This is a genomic window from Delftia sp. K82, assembly GCF_002193035.1.
GTDB classification, from domain to species: domain Bacteria; phylum Pseudomonadota; class Gammaproteobacteria; order Burkholderiales; family Burkholderiaceae_C; genus Comamonas; species Comamonas acidovorans.
In genome coordinates this window covers 76708-92143 of record NZ_MYFL01000008.1, presented here as the reverse complement: position 1 = coordinate 92143, position 15436 = coordinate 76708, and the positions used below count along the sequence as shown (strand labels likewise).

General features: G+C 58.6%; 13 protein-coding genes. 5 read left to right on the top strand and 8 right to left on the bottom strand.

Going from position 1 to position 15436, the window contains the following annotated elements; all coding sequences use genetic code 11:
• Positions 1-34: 34 nt before the first annotated feature.
• Positions 35-1218, bottom strand: a protein-coding gene (locus KDK82_RS30175; RefSeq protein ID WP_088165044.1) for an IS3 family transposase whose coding sequence is annotated in 2 segments (ribosomal slippage) — positions 35-927 and positions 927-1218 — 1185 coding nt in all. Because the reading frame shifts where the segments join, the coding sequence is not laid out codon by codon here.
• A gap of 43 nt (positions 1219-1261) precedes the next feature.
• Between KDK82_RS30175 and KDK82_RS30170 the strand changes: the two genes are divergently transcribed.
• Positions 1262-2959 (top strand): ATP-dependent helicase, encoded by a 1698-nt coding sequence (locus KDK82_RS30170; RefSeq protein ID WP_256974584.1) that lies wholly within the window; start codon positions 1262-1264, stop codon positions 2957-2959.
• A gap of 77 nt (positions 2960-3036) precedes the next feature.
• Here KDK82_RS30170 and mobH read toward each other — a convergent pair whose 3' ends face one another.
• From mobH to KDK82_RS30155, 3 genes are read right to left on the bottom strand one after another with little or no spacing between them, the layout of a single operon-like run.
• Positions 3037-5808, bottom strand: coding sequence for a MobH family relaxase (gene mobH, locus KDK82_RS30165; RefSeq protein ID WP_088167058.1), 2772 nt, complete (start codon positions 5806-5808; stop codon positions 3037-3039).
• A 7-nt stretch (positions 5809-5815) separates the two neighbouring features.
• Positions 5816-6280 (bottom strand): FlhC family transcriptional regulator, encoded by a 465-nt coding sequence (locus KDK82_RS30160; protein WP_046989155.1) that lies wholly within the window; start codon positions 6278-6280, stop codon positions 5816-5818.
• Positions 6281-6290: 10 nt separating this feature from the next.
• Entirely contained in the window at positions 6291-6566 is a 276-nt protein-coding gene (locus KDK82_RS30155; protein ID WP_065345261.1) for a hypothetical protein, read from the bottom strand.
• Positions 6567-6661: 95 nt separating this feature from the next.
• Between KDK82_RS30155 and KDK82_RS30150 the strand changes: the two genes are divergently transcribed.
• Positions 6662-7240, top strand: a complete 579-nt coding sequence (locus KDK82_RS30150) for a helix-turn-helix domain-containing protein (RefSeq protein ID WP_088167057.1) — start codon at positions 6662-6664, stop codon at positions 7238-7240.
• A 2-nt stretch (positions 7241-7242) separates the two neighbouring features.
• On the opposite strand, the gene KDK82_RS30145 is transcribed toward KDK82_RS30150, so the two are convergent.
• The 3 genes from KDK82_RS30145 to KDK82_RS30135 are packed head-to-tail and all read right to left on the bottom strand — an operon-like array spanning position 7243 to position 11717.
• The gene (locus KDK82_RS30145) at positions 7243-10464 is read right to left on the bottom strand and encodes an ATP-binding protein (protein ID WP_088167056.1); all 3222 of its coding nucleotides are present in this window, start codon (positions 10462-10464) and stop codon (positions 7243-7245) included.
• Positions 10465-10485: 21 nt separating this feature from the next.
• Positions 10486-11358: a hypothetical protein gene (locus tag KDK82_RS30140; protein ID WP_088167055.1), complete on the bottom strand. Its 873-nt coding sequence runs from the start codon at positions 11356-11358 to the stop codon at positions 10486-10488.
• Positions 11359-11360: 2 nt separating this feature from the next.
• Positions 11361-11717 (bottom strand): hypothetical protein, encoded by a 357-nt coding sequence (locus KDK82_RS30135; RefSeq protein WP_046987147.1) that lies wholly within the window; start codon positions 11715-11717, stop codon positions 11361-11363.
• 325 nt (positions 11718-12042) lie between these two features.
• Between KDK82_RS30135 and KDK82_RS30130 the strand changes: the two genes are divergently transcribed.
• The 3 genes from KDK82_RS30130 to KDK82_RS30120 all read left to right on the top strand — a co-directional run bounded on the left by KDK82_RS30130 (position 12043) and on the right by KDK82_RS30120 (position 14937).
• Positions 12043-13200, top strand: coding sequence for a GspE/PulE family protein (locus KDK82_RS30130; protein ID WP_179218010.1), 1158 nt, complete (start codon positions 12043-12045; stop codon positions 13198-13200).
• Positions 13197-13934, top strand: a complete 738-nt coding sequence (locus KDK82_RS30125) for a hypothetical protein (protein ID WP_143343559.1) — start codon at positions 13197-13199, stop codon at positions 13932-13934. Before KDK82_RS30130 ends, KDK82_RS30125 begins: the two co-directional genes overlap by 4 nt.
• Positions 13935-14145: 211 nt before the next feature.
• The gene (locus KDK82_RS30120; protein ID WP_143343558.1) at positions 14146-14937 is read left to right on the top strand and encodes a hypothetical protein; all 792 of its coding nucleotides are present in this window, start codon (positions 14146-14148) and stop codon (positions 14935-14937) included.
• A gap of 72 nt (positions 14938-15009) precedes the next feature.
• Here KDK82_RS30120 and KDK82_RS30115 read toward each other — a convergent pair whose 3' ends face one another.
• The gene (locus KDK82_RS30115) at positions 15010-15336 is read right to left on the bottom strand and encodes a hypothetical protein (protein WP_065345269.1); all 327 of its coding nucleotides are present in this window, start codon (positions 15334-15336) and stop codon (positions 15010-15012) included.
• Positions 15337-15436 lie beyond the last annotated feature (100 nt).

Genomic DNA, 15436 nt, shown 5'->3' with positions numbered 1-15436 from the left:
ACATTGACCCTGCCTCGTTTCCACGTACACCAAGTCATGCAGCCAAACGAGCGTTCTCCCAGGTCACTGGGGGCAGGAAGCCGTTGGCCGAGTGCAGGCGCTGGCGGTTGTACCAGCCCTCGATCCAATCGACTATGTCCAGCCTGGCCTGCGCTCGCGTGTCGTAGCGTACCTGATGGATGCGCTCGACCTTCAGCGTCTTGAAGAAGCTCTCCATCGGCGCGTTGTCCCAGGCATTGGCCTTCCTGCTCATGGACATCGTGATGCCCAGCTCGGCGGCCAGTGCCCGGTAGCGCCCGCCGGCATACTGCGACCCGCGGTCGGTGTGGACCAGCAGCCCCTTGGCAGGTTTGCGCAGCCACCATGCCGACTTCAAAGCGGAGCACACCAGCGTGGCGTCGATGGTCTCGGACATCGACCAGCCGACGATGCGCCGACTGGCCAGGTCCAGCACGGCGGCCAGGTACAGCCAGCCCTCGCAGGTGGGCACGTACGTGATGTCCGCCACCCACGCCTGGTCGCTCTGCCAACCATCAAAGCGCCGATCCAGCAGATTCGGCGCCACCGGCAAACGGTGCGCCGAGTCGGTGGTCGTCACGAACGGCTTTCTGTACACCGGGCGCAGGCCCTGGCGCCGCAGGCTCTTTCGCACTCGCTCGGCGCTGACGACCTCTCCCTGCTGGCGCAGCTTGTGAACGATCCGAGGGCGGCCATAGCTTCGACGGCTGGCATCGTGGATGGCCGCCACCTTGGCGTCCAGAGCCTGGTTGGCCAGCGTGTTGGGACTGGGCGGGCGCACGCGCCATTGGCAGTAGCCGCTGCGAGACACCTGCAGCACGCGGCAAAGCCGACTGACGGTGTATTGGTCGCGATGCTCGTCGATCCAGGCGTACTTCATCGCGACCCCCTGGCGAAGTACGCCGTCGCTTTTCGAAGGACTTCCACATCCAGCTTCGCGTCGGCCAGTTCTCTGCGCAGGCGGCTGTTCTCCGCCTCCAGTTCACTCACGGGGCGGCGCGCAGGCGCCTCGGTGGGCGGCACAGCCGCGCCACTGCCGCCGCTCGCTGCGACACCTCGCCTGGACCAGTTGCCCAACGTTGCCACCGGCACGCCCAGGCGACGTGCTGCCTCGTGTCCGCCGACTGACGCCGCGAGTCTGACGGCCTCAGCCTTGAATTCCTGTGTGTACTGCCGCTTGGGCAGCTTGCCTTCTTTCATTTCGATTCTCCGTACCTCTGAAGTTATCAACTTCTTGCTGTACGTGAAATCGAGGCAGGGTCACATCATTACAAACAACGAGCTGGGCCGTCTGGCTGCAGTCACCTTCACTCGCGATGCGGCCACTGAGCTTCTTTCGCGCATCATGGCATCCTGCCACTCCGATCACGCGAGGCGCATCGCTGTCGGAACGTTTCACTCCCTCGCTCTCAACCAGCTTCGTCGCAACAGCCGAGGAAAGATGCCGCGCCTTATCAATGACGGTGAGCGCATGGCCGTCCTCAGACGTTGCTGGAAAGACTTCGCTCCGAGCCTCAAGTTTGAGGATGTCATCAAGGAGGTTGACCAGGCCAAAGGATCGGTGACCCCATACGTCTTCGAAGACATCCTCATGGAGAGGATCTTTAAGGCCTATGAAGATGCACTTGCTGCGGACCTCGCGATGGACTTCAGCGATATCCTTTTGCGCGCTACCAGGGGGATGCTCGATGGATCGATCCAGCCTCTCCCTATCCGATGGCTCCTGGTGGACGAGGCCCAGGACATGGACGCAGTGCAGATGGAATGGATCCTGGCTCACGGGAGGAACGGCGTTCAGATAACGCTAGTTGGGGACGACGACCAAAGCCTTTACTCGTTCCGCCACGCGCTTGGCTACGAGGGGCTGCAAGACGTCTCGATGGCCCTCAACTCTGTCGATCTGTCACTCCCCGTCAACTACCGGTGCGCTCCGAACATCCTGATGCACGCCGCAAAGCTCATTGCGTGTAATGCCAACCGTGCAGCGAAGAACATCAAGGCCGAGAAAACTGAATTGGGCACCATCAAGGTCTTCCGGCGCGCAGACCGAATGGATGAAGCCACAGCCCTTACCAAGGCGATCCTTGGTATCGAACCCGGGTCAGCACTTGATACCGATCCGAACGCCCTGGCCAAGAGAGATTTTGACCCCAAGTCCATGGGTGAATGGGCAGTTCTAGCGCGCACCAACCTCCTGCTCGATGAAATCGAGATTTTCCTAAAGTCGGCAGGGATAGAAGTGAAGCGAGCTGGGAGCAAATCGATATGGGAGCACGGCGTGGGCGCCGTTTACTCTGGCCTGATCCGCAGCGTCGCTACTGACTCATGGATGGGTATGGCCAACGCCATCTCGTTCTGCGGAGGCAGCAACTCCTGGGTCAACGAGCACTCGCGCGCCAATTGTGGCAATCTGCTGGCGCGGTTTGATGCTGCTATCGACTCTGCCCCAGATGATAAATCTCGTAAGCTGGCGGTAGCCCTGCGCGAGGGCTACATATCTTGGTCCGAGCAAGCTCGCAAGAGTCGTGTCAACCTAGTCGTGTTCGGCATCACGGCGTTTCTTGCTCCCCACTGCAAGCCGCCGCAGCGCAGGCTGCTCACTATGATGCAGAAGATCTTCACCGAGCGGCTTCAAGGAAGCCTGCTTCAACGCCTCAACATCCTTTCTAGAAGCGAGAAGGAAAAGGACGTTGAACAAGGTGTGGTGCACCTGCTGACGCTGCACTCTTCCAAGGGCCTGGAATGGGACAACGTGTGGATCGCCGGGTGCGAGGAAGGCACCCTACCCCACACCGACTCCACCGAAGAGGAAGAGCGTCGCTTGATGTATGTGGGGATGACGCGGCCCCGCTCAACGCTCATGCTGAGCAGCGCCATCTCAGAAGGGATGGAGTCGCGCTTCCTGGAGGAGGCGGGCTTGGGTGTGATAACAGCTCGATAGCTCTGGACCAACCACTCCCCATGTTTCGGCAGCGGTGGTGTCTCTCCAGAACATGCAGCACCTGGAGCCCGAAACTCTCACTTTGCAGTTTTCAGTCGAACACTAGCTCCGGAGATATTGAGATAGTCGCTCGCATACTCCGTAAATGATTGCAGGTCACGACGGTTTAAATCTAACCCTTGAGCCTTGCAGGCATCAATGCACGCCTTGCGGTCCAGCGAAATCCAGCCGTCACCAGTCAGCGTTCCATCCATAGCTTTCACGATGGCCATGAACTTGTCAAACTTGGTCTCTTGGAAGGGGCTCTTGTGCTGCAATGGCTCGGCGATCAACGTTGACCGCTTGTGAGCTAGCGAAGGCTTGGAGTTTTGCCCACCGCTGCCTTGCGACGATTTGGATCCCTCTCCCGCCTTCGGCTTTGGCACAGCGGCCGGTTTGGAGTCCACCGGGGCATCACCTTTCTGTCGCTCGGTTGTGGACGCGACCGGTTGCTTCGCTCCCGTATCTGGCCTGAGGGATCGTTTAGCTCTTGCGGGTGCTTGCCTCGGCGCATCCAGCTCTCCAAGGTCAGTGAATGCCACGGGGGCAGGCATGTCATCCATAGCCATTGGGGGGATCTCGTCCAGGTAGGCTGGAGGTCCACCGTCTAGGTCCAATGTCCCCTGCTCGGCCGCCGCTACCTGGCCAGAGGCAAGATTCTGGGAAGGCGCGGCCTCGCTCTGTTCGTGCACGTGTGGATCGGAAGACTTGGTTGCTTGCTGCGCACTGGACGGCTTGTGTAGCGGGCCTTGGCTTTCACCCTTGTAGCTTGCCTTGTGCAGGAGCGTATAGGTCGCTTCTGGATTGAGCCTGACAGCCTTGCACGGTTCGCCCAGGAACAGCGAATCTATGACCCGCACCATTGGCCGGTAGGGATCAATCCACAGCCACTGCTTGGACGAGCATTCGTCCAAGATGGCCTTGGCCGAAAGGCCATAGCCGCTGAAGGCAACTGGCCACTTGAGGTGCACCATCTCCTCCTCATCGACCCGGGCATCAGTTTCCCAGGACTTGGTGCCATTTTTCAGATCCTCGGCCAAGGCTTCGAGCAGTTCCCCCACCGCGCCATCAAACTGCAGAGTTGGTGGAGCACTGAGGTCAATTCCTTGGCGCTTCGCCTTCTTTACCGGTGCTGTTGGCTCTGGCAGCGCCCTCGGATCGCCTTGTCCCGCTTGGGCGACCTGGTCGTCTTGCTGAAACTCGGCTTCCTTAGGTTTGAGCTTCAAAGCCACTGGTGAAGAAAGTCCACTTGTGCCGTCGCCGGCCAAGGCCCCCTTGCGCACCGAGAGCTGGCGCTGCGAACCGTCTGCCTTGGTCACTGTTATGTTGAAGATCTCGCCCGTGTTCGGGTCGATTTCCATCTGGGCCGGGGTGCGCACCCCAGAGCCTTCCGACGGCGCATGGGGGTCCTCGCCGCCATTCTCCGTGCCACTCGGCTTCGGCTTCGAGACGCGCGGCTTCTTGGGCTTGGCCGCCTCCTCCATCGCCTCTGCTGCTTGCTCCTCTTCCCTCGCCTCTGCAGCAGCGCAGCTGGGCTGTGCTTGAGGCTCCGGAATCTCCTCGTGCACAGCTTCGACAGGCTGGGTATTCGGGCCGTTCGTTACCACCCCTGGCACTGACGCAAGGGGCACCGAGGAAATCATCGCGTCGTCTTTCAGACGCACACATGTGAGAACAACCCTCTTGTTGAATTTGGCCTCCAGAACCTCTGGAGCGACCTTCCAGAAACGATCGCCATCATCATGATCTCGCAAGAAGGCCAAATGGCGTTCCACGAGCATGTCGAGGACTCCATCGCCGGTGCGCGGCATACCTTGCGCCCCATCTTCTCTGACCTTGCTGGCGATCTCATCGCCTGCCGCTGGCCATACCAGGAAAATCGAACCGTCAATGTTCCAAACGCGCGCGCCTGGCTCGTTCACCTGCCAGACACCCTCGCGGATCAAGCGTCGCATGATGTCGGTCAAGTGGCGTTCTACCGGCACCCCGAGCTCGTATCCAGCCATTGCAACGCCAAGTGACTTCATGTCACGCTCGACGCTTGCCTGATCCGACTTCACCACCAGATCGTAGAGGGGGTTCCGGGCCCCAGGATTCGCGTTAAGTGACTCCATGAGCCACACCACCAGTTCAGTTCCGCCCTCGTCGATCCACGCCAGCGTCTCTGAGCCGATGATGCGATCGGCGATAAGGTTTGACAGCACCACGTGCTGCTTGGCACGCCCTACCCGCCAATCAAGGAAATAGGCAGAAATCTTGTTTGCAGAAGTCCAGTCCGACAGGTTCTCAGTCAGTGGCTTCCAAACTTTGGTGCGATCATGACTTGTCACCACGAGGTCGATAGCCGGTTTGCCCACGTCATGGCAAAGCCCAGCAACAAACGCCGTGAGCTGCCATCGAGGCTCAATTTGTCTGCGCTGGGCTGGTGTCTTCCCAAGATCCAGAAGCAGTTTGTCGCTAGCCTGCGCTGCCCACAAGCCGACCTCGATCGAGTGGCGAAGCAAGCCCCCCGCGCCCCTGTGGTGATGGGCCTGTGATGCGGGCAAAAGGTGGCAGTAGGAGACAAAGCGCCGAAGCACTCCGAGGTAGTGCTGCTCGTAGAGCGGCTTGCTCACGGTCACCACCCGAGCCAGCTGTAACAATAGCTCGTCCTGAGACTGGATCAGGCGCTCCGGTGCAACTGCCGGCAGGCCTTTGACGAAAGGTGGATAGCGCGGGACTTCGAGGTCGATTTGGGTCGTGTCGACCTTCTGAACCGTAGCATCGCCCGTCGAGCCCCACCAGGAACGCAACGTTTTGAACAGGCTCATTGTGGATTTAGCCGATGGGGTTGGTCCCGCAGTGGGGACAGCGACTTGTCAGGTAGGAGCCAGCGTCATGTATGTATTGCCCCTCACATCCGCCACAGCGGATAAAGTTGACAATTTGGGTGCGCACGTCACGGAGCGCGAAGTAGGCAGCATTGATGTCCAGCTCGCCCAGGATCTCCCGGTGCGCACGCCAGGATTGGAGCAAGTGCTCCGGCTTGCTGGAGGGCTCGCCGAACAACTGCAAGTGGACACCGACGAAGGCTGATAGGGTCGCCGCCTCGGTGCGGTTCGACATGAACGAGAGTGACGACTCGGGCAGCTTGCCCTTCCGAGGGATGTCGTGGTGGATGTCGCGCCACAGATTTCTCAACTGCGGAATCGACAAACCAGTCAGCGAGTGAACTATGGTGAGCCGAAGCTTTGCTTCAATGAGATCTTTGGCCACCACCCAAGAGGCGATCTGCTCAAGCATCTTTTACCTGTCACCTTGCCAGGGCGCTGACGAGGTAGCTTGCTGCAGCGGCTGGCTTGGTCTTGCTGGTTTCAAGAATTCGATCAAGCGCGGCGGGGTCCACGCGAAGCGTGAACATAGTTATCGGAAGAAGCTGAGAGAACTGCTCGATCTCGGCGTTGGTCATGTCTCCGATGCGTTTCAACATCGTGGGTGAAAGCCCCGTGGTAAGCCCACCTTCGGGCTTTTTCGCGGCTTCACGGGCTTGCAACAAGAAGTTACGATTAAGAATGGCTGCGTCCTGCATGGCTGCTAAAAGATACAAACTGCAAAAATCTGTAAACGCAGTGTATCAAAAAGCTCGCCAAAACGTCACTTTTTGACTGAAGCTCCTTAAAAAAGATGCAAAAAAGTAACTTTCCTGGGTCACATGAAGCGGACCCTAGTGAAGCTCCAAATTTCGGCTCCATAGCGATCGGAGAGCGCCTTCGCGCTTGGCGAAGGAGCATGAGGCTCACACAGAATGATCTCGCTACACAGCTGGATGTGAACAAAGCAACCCTTCGCAGGTATGAATTAGGACTTAACGCGCTCACAACTTCGCACCTAACGCTCCTCTATTCGCATGGCATCAATATGAACTGGCTGCTTACCGGCGAAGGGGGCATGCTGAGAGCGAACAGTCCGCCCCCCCTTGAGGTCAGCCCTGCGGAGAAGAAGATCAATGAGCTCGCCGAAGCCCTGCGCAAACTTCGCGAGGAAGCTCCAGAGAAGTTTGACCTCCTCACAAAGGGCTTTGTGCTGCGTTGTAGGGAGGCCCTTCACTTGGCAATCCTAGAGGCCCGTTATGGCAAAAAGACTGGCTGGGATGACATCGTGAAACCAGGTGTCGGAATGGACAGTCCTGGCGATGCGAGCATCGCCGACATCCTTTCAGTGCCCGTGCCGTCTTCAAAGGACGCGGACCCGTCGGAAGAGTAGCGCTAGCGGCACACGTTGATGTCCGCCGTGTTGAGGACAGGCAGGCTATCGGCCAGTACTGAAAAATAGTTTTGCCTCTGCCAGAGACTGCGGTCACCGATCACGTATAGGCGCTTCTTCGCCCGTGAGTTGGCGACGTTCAATAGATTGGGCTTACTTGCAGCCCAAGCCTTCGCCCCCGGCAGGCGCGGGTCCCCACCCAGCACAAGTATGACCACATCCGCTTCTCGCCCTTGTGCCGTATGTACCGTGCCCACCTTGCCGCCGTCAACGCCCATCTCGCGCGCGACGTGGCGAAGGTTCTGTGCGCAATCTCGGAAAGGAGAAATCATCGCAATTTCATTTGCATGGGCTCCATTGCCGAGGATGCCCGCAACCAGTTTACGCAAGCAGGCCTCTTCTTCGACGATCCAATGGCCCGCCGCAACCACGCCCTGCACATCAAGCCATCCACTGGGTGGCAAGTTGTTTGGGGTGCCGGCAGGCTTGCCATGGACCATCATGCCGCCGTAGGCAATTGTGTTGCTGACCGTGAACATTGGCTCATCGCAGCGACGGTGAAGTCGCAAGGGGCATCCGACCCAGATCTTCTCGCCAGCCTCATCAGGAATGAAAGTGCCAAGACGTGCAGAGCGATCAGCCAAACTCTGAGCTGATACGCGGCTGGGGAGCCACCCGTCTTCGACCTTCAGCGTTTTTGCGAGCATGTCTTCCACCTCCACTGGTATGGTGGAGACGGGCTCAAGCTGGCGGGGATCACCCACGATGACAGTGCGGCGCGCACGCCAGATCGCACAAGCGGCATGCGATGGAGCGGCCTGCCCCGCCTCATCGATCAGCAGCCATCCGATCGCCTGGCCACCAACGCTGGCGAACATGCGCGGCATCGACGCGAAAGTGGTGGAAATCACAGGTACAACAAGACATAGCGAGTCCAGCGCCAGCTTAGCCAGGTCGTGCGGCATAGGCTTGCCATTCAACCAATCGCTTGCGAGGCCAAGGTTGGCGATCATCTGAGTAGGGTGCGACTCGATGAAGGCTCGGTGAACGTCCAGGGCAGCCAGGAACACCTCTTCGCGGGCTTTCAGCCATGCCGGGTGGGCCCAGGGCGAGGAATGCTCACGCTGCGATGGATCGACGTTGATCATCGGCCAGTTGGAGCCCAACTCGCTGATCGCAGCGCGCAACTTGGATTCGTGTGTTTCCAAGTTGGCCTCGGCTGCATCAATCGCTTCTGCCAGCAGATTCTGTCGCTTGGTAAGTGCCTCGATGTGTGCGTTGAGTTGCTCCATTTCAGAAGTGATCGCATCGAGTGCGGCTTGCTTGGCGATGGCAGCTTGGCGTGCTGCATGGCTTTCCTTATGAAGCGCCTGGCTTCTCTCACCCCATTCCCGGGCTGCCAGCCCCAATGTCGCCATCCAAGCGAGTGCACCGGGCTTAGTAAGGGAATGGAGTTTCTGAGCCGTTTCTGCCCGGTTGACCGCCTCTACCGCAGCCCACAGGTCTTTGTTAGCGAGGCTGGATTGAACTCGTAGAGCCTGGGACACTGACTCCCGCTCATAAAGCTGCTCCTCAATGTGAGTGAGTGCCGCTTGGTCACTGTTCAGTCGAAGTGTGATGTGGGCAACATGCTCAGGCAACTTTGACAGCGCCAGCATCTTGGCGCGAATTTGCTCTTCGCATTCCACAGCTTCCTTGAACTTTGCTGCAGCGTCATCCCAGGAAATGCGCGGCGACAACACACCTTGTTGAATGGAGCGCAGCAGCTCGCGCAAGCCGGGTGCCTTTTCGGAGTCAGGATCTGCGGAACGACTCTCGCCCCACCAGAAGCGGCTCAGGAACTCGCTGCGGTTCGAGCGCTTACCGAGGGGCGCGGCCAGCAGACCCCATGCGGGCTTACCGATGATTCTCGACGCAATCTCGGGGAAATACGACGGGTTGACTCGTTGAGACACGGCCTGGGCGCCCGGGAGCTCAAGAGACACGTTCTCGACGGCCCCGTTGTTGCTAGACGCTACGACGATCGAGGAGCCCTGAAGGCACTCGTGCATCTTGTAGAAGGGTAGCGACACCCCGGATAGTTTGAAGACCTGCTTGTCCATGAACTTCCGCGTACGCGACTTGACCATTTGCATGGCTCGCTGGGTTACGACTGACGCTACCACGTCTCGCAACAGCGTCGTCTTACCGGTACCAGGCGGCCCGTTAACCGCGAACAGCCCAGCGTCATCGCCCAGCGTTGAGACGGCTTCGTTCACTGCCAGCTGCTGGCTGAAGACCAAGGCGTGGTCCGAGGGCCACCTACCAACGGGGATCCTGTCCGGGCGGATGCGGTCGAGCACTACCTCGGCACAGTCCTCATCACGCACATCAACTCGATCAACTTCGAAATTACCCGTGCCAGCCGCAATGAACTGACTCAGCCCCTTTCCTGCTTTGCCCGTAGAGAAGGCAGCCTCCGCACGACCGAGGTCCTCCACAAAGAAACTTGTAAGAATGTCCGGGGCACTGGGCTTGGCGGAGGAGTCGATGTCTTGCGTTGCTACCCTGACGCGCACAGAACGAACACGCAGCGGAGCCCGCTTGTCGAAAGCGATCAAAGGGATGCCCAGACGCTCAGCCACCTCATGAGCGAGTTGCGCAAGCCAAGCCACTCCAGCAGGGCGCGCTTCCTCTCGCATGCATTCGACCTGGTCCGCTACCAGTTGCATCAGCGCCATCGAGAGCATGTCAAAGCCCGCATAGCCACTTCGAACCTCTGGAAGCGTGTTGCCTGGCACCGGAAGTCCCTCAAGCCGCGACACCCCGCCACTTAAGAGACTCTCAACATCTCCCCGCTCGCGGATCAGCAGGCCGCTCGCCCAGGCGGCTAGCGAAAGTGCGAATGTATGTGCGATGGGGTATCCATTGCTGTCCATCGCCAGATCGAAAAGGCGTGACCGAGCTCCCAATCGCTCCTGCCATGGGAGTTCAGGCATGGACGCAGCCGACACGAGAAGGCGCGAGACTTCATCGACGGAGTAGATGCCGCACTGAGCGATGTACTGCCAGCGCCATCCGGCCTCGATCCGCTTGCGCTGGTGAGCGTCATCCTCCCAAGGCATCACACTATCAATCGCCAGCCCGTACACGGGGGAAATCGGATCAGCTGCGTCGATGCGGGCCGCTTCAGCGGGCGTGAGGGCCTCGACCGTCTGCCACAGTTGAAAAATCGAATTTTTCATGATGCACCTTAGGCTCGATGCCTATTTACGAGACAGGTGGAGATGCCCTTTGACGAGGCCCTGCCCAACCATGTAATCAGGAAGCACGATCAGCGGCTCATAGGGTGACAGGCGAATGACCGTCGCGACGATCAGCCCCACGGAGTCTCTCCGAACTACAAGCAGCACACCCGCATCTTGGAAATGGAGGTAGTGGCAATCCTTGCCGTACTTGGCTTCAAACTTCGCCTTCACCTTCGGAAGCAATTCAGCGCGGACAAGGCTGGGATTGGGAAAGATGCGGGCGAACCAGCGCCAAGCAGCGGTCCATCGTGCGTCCGCCACGCTGCTCAAATCCGATTCATCAAGCTTGTCGCGCTTCTGGTCGATCCGTGCGACGTATCGATGCATGGCGTGCCGCGACAGCGAGACAGACTCGCCCAACAAAGGGCAGTCGATGGCGATACGGTCGAACTGCCTACCAAGGTCTTCCACTTCTTCACAAGGAACAACGGACTTCGGCGTCACTACTGGCCAGCGCGCAACCTCTACAGTCGCCTCAAAGTATTTGGTCGCGAGGAAGGTGGCCGCATTGGCAACAGCTGCCTTGTCAGTCTTTCCGGACATGGTTTTCTTCAAGGCGTTCTTCGCGAGCGCCTTTCGGATAGCGCCGCTTGAAACGCAAAGCTTGACGCCATTTCCGAGACGCCTTTCGCCGTGCACTTGCTTGTGCTCAAGCAAGTAGTACAGCCCCTTAAGTTCTGCCAGGGCCCCGCGATCATCCTTATGGTAGGCATCGACCTCAAAGCTCAGGGAGCCGACCGTAGGTTGGGCCGCACCGTGCGGCAACCATTGCCACTCCACCAGGAATGCACCAGTGGCGCGTTCGCTGACGCGCGTGAAAAGCTTGTCCATGCTCACCGCCCGCGCTTGATAAGAGAGGTGATTCGATCCCGAAAGCGCGGCCTCAACTTAGGTGCTTCGGCAAAGCCAAAGGGCCGTCCGGCATTGATCGCTCCTGCATCGTCCAAAGCGTGGAAGTGCTCCATCTGCGCTTCAGCCTTCTCGCGGATGAGCAGCTTCAAAAGCTCGGCAAGCTGGCCCCCCAGCTCGGAGTCCTGCATGTAGAGATGGCGAGCATTTAGGTTCGAGGCAACTTCCACACATTGCGAGATACGGTCCATGCGCTCGAAGCGGCGGATCTGCGCGGGCGGGAGGATCTTCCCAAGGATCTCAAGGGATTCCGGCTTCGTGCCGGGCAGGTGAGGCGACATGGATGCTCCAGACCCCGGAGGGCAAACGCTTGTGGCTCGCTGCCCGGATGAACAGCTCCCGCAAGACAGTTCCAATTTTGAACGAATTGCAGAGAATTGCAATGCTTAATTGCACATCGACACCAATTAAATAGACCACCTAGAAGCGCACGCAGAGGTGTAACAATTATTGACACAAAGCAATTTTTTATCGGACAATTACGCGTCAATTTTAGAATCTATGAACGCTAATTCTTCATCCGAACAAGTCGCGATGCAGGTGACCAGTGGGCCTGCTGCGGAATTCATTTCAACTAGTTCCAAGGACGCGCCCATAGCCGCCTACATGAACGATCTGTTCAGGCAAGCTGCTCGTCGCGGAGCCAGCGATGTGCACTTCGACGACCAAGAATCAGATTGTCTCGTCCGCTTCAGGTTGAGGGGAGAACTTCAAGAAGAAGGCCGCCTCACTCTCGCCATCGGGCGTGAGGTAGACCGGAAGATTCGTTCCAGGTGTGGCTTCTCTTTGATCGAAACGCAAGCCCCCCAGGACGGAAAATTCGAGATGAGCGTTGACGGCCGCAACGTTGAATTTCGCGTGAGCATCCTTCCCCTGGCGCGGGGGCAGTCCATCGTATGCCGCCTGCTCGACAAGAGCGAAAACCTGATCCCCCTAAGCAAAATGGAGATGCCAGCGGACATTCACGCGGCACTTCAGCGCGTCATAAGCCAGCCTCAAGGTATGTTGATGGTCACCGGACCAACAGGATCGGGAAAGACGACCACTCTTTATGGCGTGTTGCTCCAGCTGATCAAACCGGCCGTCAAGATCATCACTATCGAGGACCCGGTCGAGTACCGCATCGAGGGACTCACGCAGGCTCAGGTGAACCCGAAGCTGACATTTGCCAAGGCATTGAAGGCGATGTTGCGGCAAGACCCGGACGTAATCTTGGTGGGCGAAATACGCGATGACGAAACTGCAGGTATTGCTGCTCAGTCAGCCCTTACCGGTCACCTCGTTCTGACGACTCTCCATACCAACTCGGCGCTCATGACCCTCAGCCGCATGTTGGATCTGAAAGTGGACCCCAACGTCCTGGCTGCATCGATGGGTGGAATCTTGGCTCAGCGCCTAGTCCGAAGGCTCTGCCAGCACTGCCGCCTCGGGGCCCCGCTGACTCATGAAGTGGCTAAGCTCATCGAAAAATCGGGCGTGCCCGCCGAGACGATTTCCGCCCACTCCTCCTTGTACACACATAACCCCCACGGTTGCGAGCATTGCAAGAGCGGATGGAGTGGTCGCAAGGGCATCTATGAACTGTTGCTGCCCACGCAGGCTGTGCGGCTGGCGATCGAAGAGTCCAGCCTGAAGGATCTCGCCCGCGCCGCCGAGACGCAGCCGCAGTATCGGACATTGCTCCATGACGCGATGCTCAACGTGCTCAGTGGTGACACCTCCTTGGCAGAGGCCCTGGATGTCACCGGACGCGAAGTTCTTTGAACCCCTTGCTCAATATGACACTCCTCACAGAACGGCGACAAGCTCTCGCCACCCTTGCAGGCATCACCGCAAGCCTTGCACTCCCGTCAAAAGCAGCCGATTTGCCGGCGAAGGCCGGAACGCCTGTAGCCGAAACTGGCGAGATGAAGCCGTACGAGGTTCTGAACCCTCCTATCAAGGGTGACTTGACCCGGGTTCGTCTGCTTTTTTCGTACGACTGTCCCTTCTGCCGCAACTATCACAATGGCCTGGTGCAATGGGGGGCAACCCTTCCAAAGCCTCTCAGCTTCGAGGCCACCCCGTTGATCACTAGCGAAGGCGAAAACGCATTTAACGCGGTGCTGGGCCGACTGATCACGCAAGACGTTGCGCCGCAAGCCATACAAACCTACGACTACCTCATGTACATGAAGCTGCAGGGTGATCCCGAGTTGGGAACGCCCCCATCAGGCAGGCTCACAGTTACTGACGTGCTGCGCACAATCGTCCAAGCAGGCGGAGAGGGCAAGGCAGTGCAGGCATACCTGAAGGGACGCGGCCAGGGCGTCGAGAACCGCGTTTCGAGCCACGCTCGACTCGTGCGGACGTACAAGCTCACCTCCACTCCTTCTGTTGCACTGGCGGGCCGTTTCGTCGTGACGCCCGACAACGCGCAGGGCAATCCCCAGCAGTTTCTCCTCCTGCTCAACGGAATGGTGAGCCGCATCATTCAAGGGGCTGGACATGCGCTTTAAACGGCTCATCCTATCCGCATCGATCATCGGCCTGTGCGCCCATCTAAGCGCTCACGCAGTTGACTTTGGAGGTCTTCTGAAGAATGGCAAGCCCAAGGGACAAGACGCAGCAGCCGCTCCTGCGCCCCTCGATGCTCCTAGCGTCCTGCGCTCAGAACCAATCGATTCCAAGAGCAAGGACCTCCCTGACTGGCTAAAGGACAGTAAAAGGTTGCAAGACATGCTGGGCGCGGATGCGAACTACAGGGTCGAAAACCCGAAAGTGATCCGCCGTGTCGAGGCACCATTCCCTGGTCTGGAGGGCTATGTGGTTGAGGCCACGAGCTTTTCTGATGCGACACCTGAAGGGAAAAAAGAGCTCTACGTCTTCTACACGGACAAGTCCAAGCGGTACCTGATGGTCGGAATGATGATCGACATGCAGAAGAACCGCGATGTGAACGTGGACGTGGAGCGCTTCGTTCGTGGAGAGCTTGCCGACAATCCAGCCAAGGCTCTGCGGCCACAGGACATGCACGCCATTGTTGTGCCAGGCGGAGCCGGCTCGGCTGTCAGCTTCGTGGTGGATTTGGGCAAACAGGCTGGGCGAGACAGCATGCTCAACTTGGTGAGATTTCACCAAACTCTGCGCCGCGACGGCGCGGCGGTGCGCCCTCTGCGCCTGGTGCTTGTGTCCGCAGGACACGACGAGTTCGCCACTGCCGCAATGGCCATTGCCTACGGCGCGGAGACGATCAACGGCACCGGGCTCGTGAAGGCCATGGAGTTTGCGGAGAAAGCACGAGACGTGGCATGGCTCCAGCCGAAGTCTATGGGCAAAGACTCCGAAGTGAAGCGCATCCTAGGTACCGGGGTCTTCAAGATGGAGGACAACAGTACCCAGGCACTGCTCGCACGATTGGACACCCTGCCACTTGTTTACGACGGCGAGAAAGAGCGGATGATCAACGTCCCGCTTCCAGCAAACCAAGCTGACTGGAAGAGACTGCTCACCAAGAAGTAGTACCGGCCGGCAAACCAAAAAAAACGCCCCTGAGGTCGTCTCTCCGGGGCGTTCTTACTGGAGCTGAGCGAACTAGGCCGTACCGGCTCTGTGCTGGAACTGCTCGCTGCCCCAGTGCATGGTGTCACCGTAAGACAGGGCGCGTTCTTGCTCAGGATCGTGGGCACCCCCGTTGTACAGGTGCACGCCGTACCAGTGGGAAATCAAGTTTCCAACGTATTCGGGGGACGAGAGCTTGAAAAAGTCCGGGTTGATGTTGGAGGTCGCGCACAGACGCTCGATCGCCTCCCAGTTGAACCGCACCAGCCCATCATCGTCAAGACGGAGTTCCAAGTCCGAGAACTGCAGATCCTCGGGAATCGTGAAAACCAATTCTTTCGTGGCAACTTTTTTGCTCATCCACGAAATTCTCCCTTCAAATTTTGCAGAAGTAAAGTTTCGAGCAAAGCCGAACACATGATGTCAACCCCATTTTCATCTCGTGAAACGCTTTTACTCA